Source organism: Escherichia sp. E10V5 (assembly GCF_004212315.1).
GTDB lineage: Bacteria > Pseudomonadota > Gammaproteobacteria > Enterobacterales > Enterobacteriaceae > Escherichia.
Genome location: NZ_RHJM01000028.1, coordinates 157,419 through 165,962 on the forward strand (window position 1 = coordinate 157,419; position 8,544 = coordinate 165,962).

Below are 8,544 nucleotides of genomic sequence, written 5' to 3' on the forward strand. Positions count from 1 at the left end.
GATGATAGAAACTCTGCTCGAAGTGCGTAATTTAAGCAAAACGTTCCGCTACAGGACCGGCTGGTTTCGCCGTCAGACAGTCGAAGCGGTAAAACCATTGAGCTTTACGCTGCGTGAACGCCAGACACTGGCGATTATTGGTGAGAACGGTTCCGGTAAATCGACGCTGGCAAAGATGCTGGCAGGAATGATCGAGCCAACCAGCGGCGAGTTATTGATTGACGATCATCCTCTGCATTTTGGCGATTATTCCTTCCGAAGCCAGCGTATTCGCATGATATTTCAGGATCCGTCGACTTCATTGAATCCACGTCAACGTATTTCGCAGATCCTTGATTTTCCACTGCGTTTGAACACAGACCTGGAACCGGAACAGCGCCGCAAACAGATAATTGAAACGATGCGGATGGTCGGACTGCTGCCGGATCACGTCAGTTACTATCCGCATATGTTGGCCCCCGGGCAAAAACAGCGTCTTGGTCTGGCGCGCGCGCTGATATTGCGCCCAAAAGTGATTATTGCCGATGAAGCCCTCGCCTCGCTGGATATGTCGATGCGTTCGCAGCTAATTAACCTGATGCTGGAGTTACAAGAGAAACAGGGTATTTCGTATATTTATGTTACCCAGCATATCGGAATGATGAAGCACATCAGCGACCAGGTGCTGGTCATGCATCAGGGAGAAGTTGTCGAACGCGGTAGCACTGCGGATGTGTTGGCATCGCCGCTGCACGAACTCACCAAACGGCTAATTTCCGGCCACTTTGGCGAAGCATTGACGGCGGATGCGTGGCGTAAAGATCGTTAGTATTCGGTACCTCATTCTGACAGGGTAAATCCCCGTCAGAATGAGGTATTCATTACTTTTGATTGTCGATTCTGGTGAGAGCAACCAGCAATGCCAGCGTATAACACACCATAATTGCCAGGCTCATTTTTAACAGCGTTTCCCCACCAAGCCCCGACAATGGCGCGGCTATACCGCCGAAGACAAACATGCTCATCCCCATCAACGCAGACGCCGTTCCAGATTCCTGCGTCCCTACTGCACTCATAGCCTCTGCCCCGCCAACAGTGCCGATGCCGCTACAAAATGCGATGGTGAAAAATAATGCCACCAGTGCCGGAATGGGTAACTGCAACCATGCGCATAAGACCGTGAGCAATGCACACAAAATTGCCGCTATCAGGCCACCTCTCAGCAATATAATCGCGTTAACTCGTCGCGCCAGGCGCGAGAAGATCCATGAAGCGATGATAAGTCCGATGCCGTTAAGGCCAAACACCAGGCTAAATTGCATTGGACTAAAGCCAAATTCTTTCTGCAACACGAACGACGAAGAGCCGATGTACGCAAACAAGCCTGCCAGCATAAAACTTTGAATCAGGCAAAGGCGCATAAAACGGCGGTTCTGCACCACGCTTCGTCCGGTTAATAGCAATGATGAGCCCCTTTTATTTTCTGGCAATGTCTCATTGATAAATAACAGGCAGCCCAGCAACAGTACGGTGCTAATTTCAGCCATCACCCAGAATAAAGTGCGCCAGTCAAAGGTGCTGACAATATAACCGCCCAGCACTGGCGACAACACCGGTGCCAGGCCATTCACCGTCATTAGCAGCGCAAAGAACTGGGTCAGCGTTACTCCCTGATATTTGTCACGAGCAATAGAACGAGAGAGCACCGAACCACCTGCCCCCGCGATCCCTTGAATAAAACGCCAGACCACCAGCCAGTAAATATTGTTCGTTGTCGCGCACAAAATGGAAGAAACAATAAACAATAGCAACGACAAGATTAACGGACGTTTACGCCCTATTTTGTCGCTCAGAGGGCCAAATAACAGTTGTCCGACGCCAAGACCGATCAGTGATGCGGTCAGCGTTAATTGCGTTATGGTCGAGGTTGCCGCCAGTTGCTCTGACATCTCCGGCAAAGCCGGCAAATAAAGATCGGTACACATCGGGCCGATACCGGCTAAAAGACCAAGAATCAATGCCCATGAAAGAGAGACTCTAGCCATACTATTCCTTACTTGAGTGATGACATGCCGCCGCCCAGCGACTGCCAGATCGTGATCCGGTTCGTAAAATCAGTCAGTTGCAATGCCAGCAGCTCCTGCTGTGCGCTCCACAAGCTGCGCTGTGCCGTCAACACGGTCAGGTAATCACCAACACCCGCCTGATAGCGACGCAGGCCAACATCGACCGTTTGTTGTTCAGCTTTAACATACTGGCGCTGTGCATCCAGTTGCTCTTCAAGCGTGGTCCGCCGTGCCAGTGCGTTAGCGACATCTTTAAACGCGCTCTGAACGGTTTTCTCATAGGTGGCAATGAGTCCACGCTTTTGTGCTTCTGCGTAACGAAGCTGCGCCAGATTACTACCGCCGGTGAACAGCGGTAATGTGACCGATGGCGCAAATGACCAGATCTGCATTCCGTGGCTGAACAGCGATGACAATGCGTCACTGCCAACTCCAGCGCTGGCAGTCAGCGAAATCGTCGGGAAAAAGTTAGCCCGCGCGGCGCCAATATCGGCATTGGCGCTCTTCAGATTATGTTCCGCTTCCTGGATATCCGGGCGACGCAGCAGAACGTCAGATGACACTCCCGCAGGAACCAGGCTTATCATCTGTTCCGGCAGGCTTTCCAGTGTTCCCGGTAGCAGATTTTCCGCAAGCGTTGTACCTGCCAGTAAGTTCAGAGCATTTTTATCCTGCATCACTTGTGTCTGATAGCTGGCAACGCTGGCGCGCGCTTGCTGATAAACACTCATCGCCTCACTGACATCTGTCGCTGCCGCCGTGCCAACCTGTTGCTGGCGCTGGATAATTTTCAATGAGTTTTCTGCACTGGCCATCGTTTCTTTTGCCAGGGCCAGATTGCTGTTATCAGCCGCCAGGGTCAGCCAGGCGGTGCTGATTTCAGCAATCAGCGTTAAACGGGTGTTCTGGGCTGTAAATTCACTGGCAAGCCAGGTTTCCCGCGCCGCCCGAGATAAACTCTGATTACGACCAAACAGATCTAACGTATAACTGGACACCGTGCCGTCAGCCTCGGCAGTGGTTCCCGTACCCTTCGCCAGCGAACGACTGCGGGTCGAACTTAAGGCCGCATTCACCCTCGGGAATAACGACGCATTAGTTTGCCCATAGAGCGCCCGTGCGGAGTCAATATCAGCTATCGCTTTTTGCACATCGCGGTTACTGTTCAGAGCAATGGTCACCACCTGCTGCAATCGGGGATCGTGGATCACCTGCTGCCAGTCATGGCTGATTGCCTTTCCCTGGCCCTGTGCTCCCGGCAAGGTCGCCGGGATTGGGGATTTAGGCGTGCTGTAGTGAGGATCGAGCGAGACACATCCCGCACTCAACAGCACCAGAAAAATAAGAGAACGACGCAACATAACTTACTCCTGACGGCGCGGTTTACCGGCAAACAAACATTTCACCAGTACAAAAAACAGAGGAACAAAGAAAATAGCCAGCAACGTAGCGGTCAGCGTACCGCCAATAATGCCCGTACCAATGGCGATACGGCTGTTCGCACCTGCGCCGGTCGCCATCGCCAGCGGCATTACCCCCGCAATAAACGCCAGCGAGGTCATGATGATTGGACGTAAACGAGTCTGCGCCGCGCGTAATGCCGCCCGACTCAGGGAATGGCCCTCAGCAACTGCCGCTTCAGCAAATTCAACAATCAGAATGGCGTTTTTCGACGACAAGCCGATAGTGGTTAATAGCGCCACCTGGAAGTAAACATCGTTGTTTAAATCACGCATCCAGGCCGCCAGCGCCGCGCCAAGAAGCCCCAGTGGGATCACCAGAATGACCGAGAACGGAACTGACCAGCTTTCGTACAGGGCTGCAAGACAGAGGAAAACCACCAGAATAGAGACTGCGTACAGACTTAATGCCTGACCACTGGCCAGTTTCTCCTGCAATGACAAACCACTCCAGGCCCAGGTCGTTCCCGCAGGAAGACTGTTTGCCAGTTCCTCCATTTTTGTCATTGCATCGCCGGAACTAAAGCCAGTCGCGTTTTCGCCCTGAATTTCATAAGCCGCAGAACCGTTGTAGCGAACCAGTTTTTCCGGGCCATAGATCCAACGGGTAGTGGCAAAAGCAGAGAACGGCGTCATGGCGTTATCGCTACCGCGCACAAACCATTTCCCTAAATCTGACGGCGCGGAACGAAATTCACTGTCGCCCTGAATGTAGACTTTCTTCACACGACCACGGTCAATAAAGTCATTCACATAAGTACCGCCCCACGCGCTGGCCAGCGTGTTGGTGACATCGCTTAAGCTCAACCCCAGCGATACGGCTTTATTGTTATCGATATCTACCTGCAATTGCGGCATTTGCGGCAGGTCATTGGCGCGCACAGAAATCAATTCAGGGCTTTGATTAGCCTGTTCAATCAACTGATTACGCATTTTAAGTAAGGTTTCACGGTCAGTCGCACCACTTGCCATTAATTCAAACGTAAAGCCATTGCTTTGCCCCAGTCCGTCAACGGCTGGCGGCGTCATGGCAAATACCGTGGCATCACGAATTGTGCCCAACTCTTTGGTTGCCCGTAAGGCGATAGCCTGGGCGGTATTTTCTGCCCCTTTACGTTGTGACCAGTTTTTCAACGAGACAAACGCCATCCCGGTATTCTGTCCGCTGCCGCTAAAACTGAAACCATCAACGGTAAAGATGACATCGGTATTTGCTTTTTCGTTTACCAGGAACCAGTCAACAATCTTGCGATTCACTTCTGCTGTACGAGCCGCGGTCGCCCCAGCTGGCAGCGTGTACTGCACCATGATTTCGCCCTGGTCTTCAGTGGGTAAGAAACTGCCCGGCAGTTTCCACATCATCAGGGCCATTCCGCCACCCAGCACGATATAAACACCCATCGTTCGGGCAGCACGGCGCAGGACATAAATTACGCCTCGCTGATATTTATCTTCAGTACGGCGGTAAAAGCGGTTAAATGCGCCGAAAAAGCCTTTTTTATGCGGTGGAACATGCTGAAGGACGGAACCGCACAGCGCGGGAGTCAAGGTCAATGCCACCACCACGGAAAGCAGCATTGCGGAGATAATGGTTATCGAAAACTGACGATAAATTACTCCCGTAGATCCCCCAAAGAAGGCCATCGGCAGGAATACGGCTGACAACACCAGCGCAATAGCAACCAGTGCGCCAGAAATCTCGCCCATTGATTTTTCCGTGGCTTCACGCGCGGGCAACCCTTCGTCACGCATAATGCGTTCGACGTTCTCCACCACCACAATGGCATCGTCCACCAACAAGCCGATCGCCAGCACCATTGCAAACAACGTCAGGGTATTAATCGAATAGCCAAACAACGCAAGAACGCCGAATGTGCCCAGCAAAACAACGGGGACAGCTAACGCCGGAATCAGCGTGGCGCGCAGGTTTTGCAGGAATAAATACATCACGCAAACCACCAGTACGATGGCTTCAAACAGCGTCTGAATTACGTCCTCTACGGAGATTTTAATAAATTCAGTGCTGTCTTTCGGGTATGCGATGGCGTACCCCTGCGGCATATTGCGCTGGAATTCGGCAATCTTATCCTTGACCAGCGTCGCCGTATTCAGCGCATTCGCACCGGGCGAAAGCATTACAGCAACCCCGGCAGACGGGTGACCGTTAAGTTTGCCGATCGCGGTATAATCTTCACTGCCCATCTCAACGCGAGCCACATCTTTTATGCGAACAACTGCGCCGTCTGACTGGCTTTTCACGATAATATTTTTGAACTGATCCACCGTCTGCAAACGAGACTGCGCACGTACTGTCGCCGTCAGTTGCTGAGTATTCGGCGAGGGCAATGCCCCAATTTTCCCGGCAGTAACCTGCACGTTTTGCGCTTCGATAGCACTCTGCACGTCTGAAGGCATCAGCGAGTAAGACGCCAGTTTGGCCGGGTCAAGCCAGATGCGCATAGCATATTCTGCGCCAAAGACTTGCAGACTCCCCACACCTTCAACGCGCGCCAGCGGGTCCTGAACGTTACTGACCAACCAGTCGGCGATATCCGAACTGGAGGCTTTGTCAGTGGTGTCATACACGGCAGCAATCAGCAAAAAGTTGCTTTGTGATTTTTCCACTGTGACGCCCGTTTGCTGCACTTCACTCGGTAAGCGTGACTCAGCCTGCTGAATTTTATTCTGCACCTGAACCTGTGCAGTGTCGGGATCGGTACCTTGTTCAAAGGTCACATTAATACTGACCGAACCATCAGAGCTGCTGGTTGAGCTAAAATAGAGCAAATTATCCAGCCCGGTGAGTTGCTGTTCGATAACCTGGGTCACGCTGTTCTCCAGCGTTTCGGCTGAAGCACCGGTATAAGTGGCTGAAATTTTTATGGTCGGCGGCGCAACGTCAGGATATTGCGCGACGGGTAATGTGCGAATGGCCAGAATACCCGCCAACATAATCAAAATGGCGATAACCCAGGCAAAGACCGGACGGCGAACAAAAAAGCGCGAAAACATCAGGCGTTGCCTCCATTAGCCTGAACTTCAACAGCCTTGACGGTCTGCCCTGAAGTTACTTTGGCGGAACCTTCAACAATCAGTCGGTCGCCGTCATGCAGGCCGTTCAGCACCAGCCATTTATCACCATACGTTTCTCCCGTTTCGAGCGTTCGCTGCTCTACTTTATTGTCTTTATTCACCACCAGCGCAGTTGCATTGCCTTTAGCATCGCGCGTGACGCCCTGTTGAGGCGCGAGAATAGCGTCTTCCATCACGCCTTCATCGACACGAGCGCGAACAAACATGCCTGGTAATAACTGTTGTTGTGGATTGGGGAAAATCGCCCGTAATGTCACCGAGCCGGTAGACTCATCCACAGCGACTTCGGTGAGTTCCAGACGCCCTTTTTCGCTGTAGGTTGTGCCATCTTCCAGAATAAGTGAGACGCTCATGGTGTCACTGTTGGTCGCCAGTGACTGTTTGCGCAGACGTAATAAATCGACACTTGAGCGAGTGAGGTCGACATACATTGTATCCAGACCACGAATAGTCGTTAACGCCGTATCCTGCGACGCGGTCACCAGTGCGCCAGGGGTCACCGACGAAATGCCAATACGCCCCGAAATCGGCGCGGTTACCGTGGTCCAGTCAAGATTAATGCGCGCGGTTTCCAGTGCGGCTTTTTTCGCTTCAACACTGGCTTTATCTTGTGCGCAGGTAGACTGAGCATCATCAGCATCCTGTTGTGAGACACCGTTATCTTTCACCAGTCGGGCATAACGCTGCGCTTTCTGGCAATCGGCTTTTACCAGTGCCTGTGCCTGTTGTAATGCTGCCCGGACTTCATTCCATGCCGCCCGATAACTGGCCGCATCAATTTGGTACAATGGTTGTCCGGCCTTAACCAAATCGCCTTCAGTAAATAGGCGTTTCTGGATAATTCCCCCAACCTGCGGACGTACTTCAGCACTGAGTGCCGCACTGGTGCGCCCGGTTAATTCACTGACTACCGAAACCGGTTGAGATTTGAGCGTAACAACGCCCACTTCTGTTTCCGACGGGGATGAATTGTTATTTTGCGTATTATCACAACCAGATAAGAGTAGCATTGCCACTACAGACGTTGCTATATACTTCATTATTTTCTCCAGGGTGAACAATACCCTCCCCATTAAAATTAATGAGGATATGTCAGGGATATTCAGATATAACGAACCCGCATCGCGAAATGAATTTCGCAATGAAATAAGGGGGATTAATATCCCCCACTATCGGTTAATTCTTTTCTTATTAATTTATCAACATACTAACAATGTCCTGATATATTTTTTGCAGACGTTGGGGATCGCTTTTTTGCGGTGTTAAGCGACGATAAACCGTACCTTCCATCATGGTGGCAAGCACTTCAACGCAGCAACGAATGTGCTCATCGCTAAGATGGGGATGCATTCTTTTCATATGTGCACAACCGTTAGCGAACATTCTGGCGTCAGCTTCCTCGAGCATCGCCATCACCCGTGGGTTGCGTGTGGCTTCTGCAGCCACTTCCAGCATCAACGCGTCGTCGTCCTCATTTAAGGATTTCCGCAAAGCAAGAACTTCCGGGAAGTGATCGGTACGCGCGTCAATGTCCATCTGGGCAATACGAAAGTCGATGATACGGCGAACCATCTCTTCAATAATGGCGTCTTTATTGGCGAAGTAACGATATATCTGACCCACGCTAAGCTGAGCTTCGCTGGCAATTTGCGACATACTGGCGGCGTGAAAACCGCAGCGACGAAAACACCGACGGGCGGCGTTGATGATTTCATCCTGACGCTGTTTGTGACGTATCTCCAGCTTGCTGGTCATTTCTGTCTCCTGTCCTTCCACTTAGTGAGAACGATCATTCTCATTTTTGCCAATTATACATTTCTCCAAAGTGAGGGAAAGTATTTTTATCTTATTCATGGTGTATATTCTGATAATGAAGAGATTGTGGAGATTCTGTGAAGATAGTTGACAATATTAAATTGGGGACTATGTAGTGGATCACAAAATCA

The 8,544-nt window shown here is 51.2% G+C and carries 6 protein-coding genes; 1 reads left to right on the forward strand and 5 read right to left on the reverse strand.

The window, feature by feature from the left end:
- Position 1: 1 nt before the first annotated feature.
- Positions 2 to 808 carry a peptide ABC transporter ATP-binding protein SapF gene (gene sapF / locus D9738_RS19390; protein WP_000573415.1) on the forward strand — a complete coding sequence of 269 codons (807 nt, stop codon included), beginning with the start codon at positions 2 to 4 and terminating at the stop codon, positions 806 to 808.
- 52 nt (positions 809 to 860) lie between these two features.
- On the opposite strand, the gene D9738_RS19395 is transcribed toward sapF, so the two are convergent.
- From D9738_RS19395 to D9738_RS19415, 5 genes are all read right to left on the reverse strand, one after another.
- A complete protein-coding gene (locus D9738_RS19395; RefSeq protein ID WP_130260923.1) occupies positions 861 to 2,024 on the reverse strand; it encodes a multidrug effflux MFS transporter in 1,164 nt (387 codons plus the stop codon).
- Between the two features lie 8 nt (positions 2,025 to 2,032).
- Complete coding sequence (locus D9738_RS19400; RefSeq protein ID WP_130260924.1) at positions 2,033 to 3,406, reverse strand: TolC family protein; 1,374 nt, start codon at positions 3,404 to 3,406, stop codon at positions 2,033 to 2,035.
- 3 nt (positions 3,407 to 3,409) lie between these two features.
- A complete protein-coding gene (locus D9738_RS19405; protein WP_165383348.1) occupies positions 3,410 to 6,517 on the reverse strand; it encodes an efflux RND transporter permease subunit in 3,108 nt (1,035 codons plus the stop codon).
- Positions 6,517 to 7,638 (reverse strand): efflux RND transporter periplasmic adaptor subunit, encoded by a 1,122-nt coding sequence (locus D9738_RS19410; protein WP_130260925.1) that lies wholly within the window; start codon positions 7,636 to 7,638, stop codon positions 6,517 to 6,519. The genes D9738_RS19405 and D9738_RS19410 overlap by 1 nt, the downstream gene beginning before the upstream one ends.
- A 151-nt stretch (positions 7,639 to 7,789) precedes the next feature.
- Positions 7,790 to 8,353 (reverse strand): TetR/AcrR family transcriptional regulator, encoded by a 564-nt coding sequence (locus tag D9738_RS19415; protein WP_130208821.1) that lies wholly within the window; start codon positions 8,351 to 8,353, stop codon positions 7,790 to 7,792.
- Positions 8,354 to 8,544 lie beyond the last annotated feature (191 nt).

What these genes read in the sequence shown, in the direction of transcription:
- D9738_RS19405 (WP_165383348.1), bottom strand. Translation starts at nt 6,517, where the DNA reads ATGTTTTCGCGCTTTTTTGTTCGCCGTCCGGTCTTTGCCTGGGTTATC.
- D9738_RS19410 (WP_130260925.1), bottom strand. Translation starts at nt 7,638, where the DNA reads ATGAAGTATATAGCAACGTCTGTAGTGGCAATGCTACTCTTATCTGGT.
- sapF (WP_000573415.1), top strand. Translation starts at nt 2, where the DNA reads ATGATAGAAACTCTGCTCGAAGTGCGTAATTTAAGCAAAACGTTCCGC.
- D9738_RS19400 (WP_130260924.1), bottom strand. Translation starts at nt 3,406, where the DNA reads ATGTTGCGTCGTTCTCTTATTTTTCTGGTGCTGTTGAGTGCGGGATGT.
- D9738_RS19395 (WP_130260923.1), bottom strand. Translation starts at nt 2,024, where the DNA reads ATGGCTAGAGTCTCTCTTTCATGGGCATTGATTCTTGGTCTTTTAGCC.
- D9738_RS19415 (WP_130208821.1), bottom strand. Translation starts at nt 8,353, where the DNA reads ATGACCAGCAAGCTGGAGATACGTCACAAACAGCGTCAGGATGAAATC.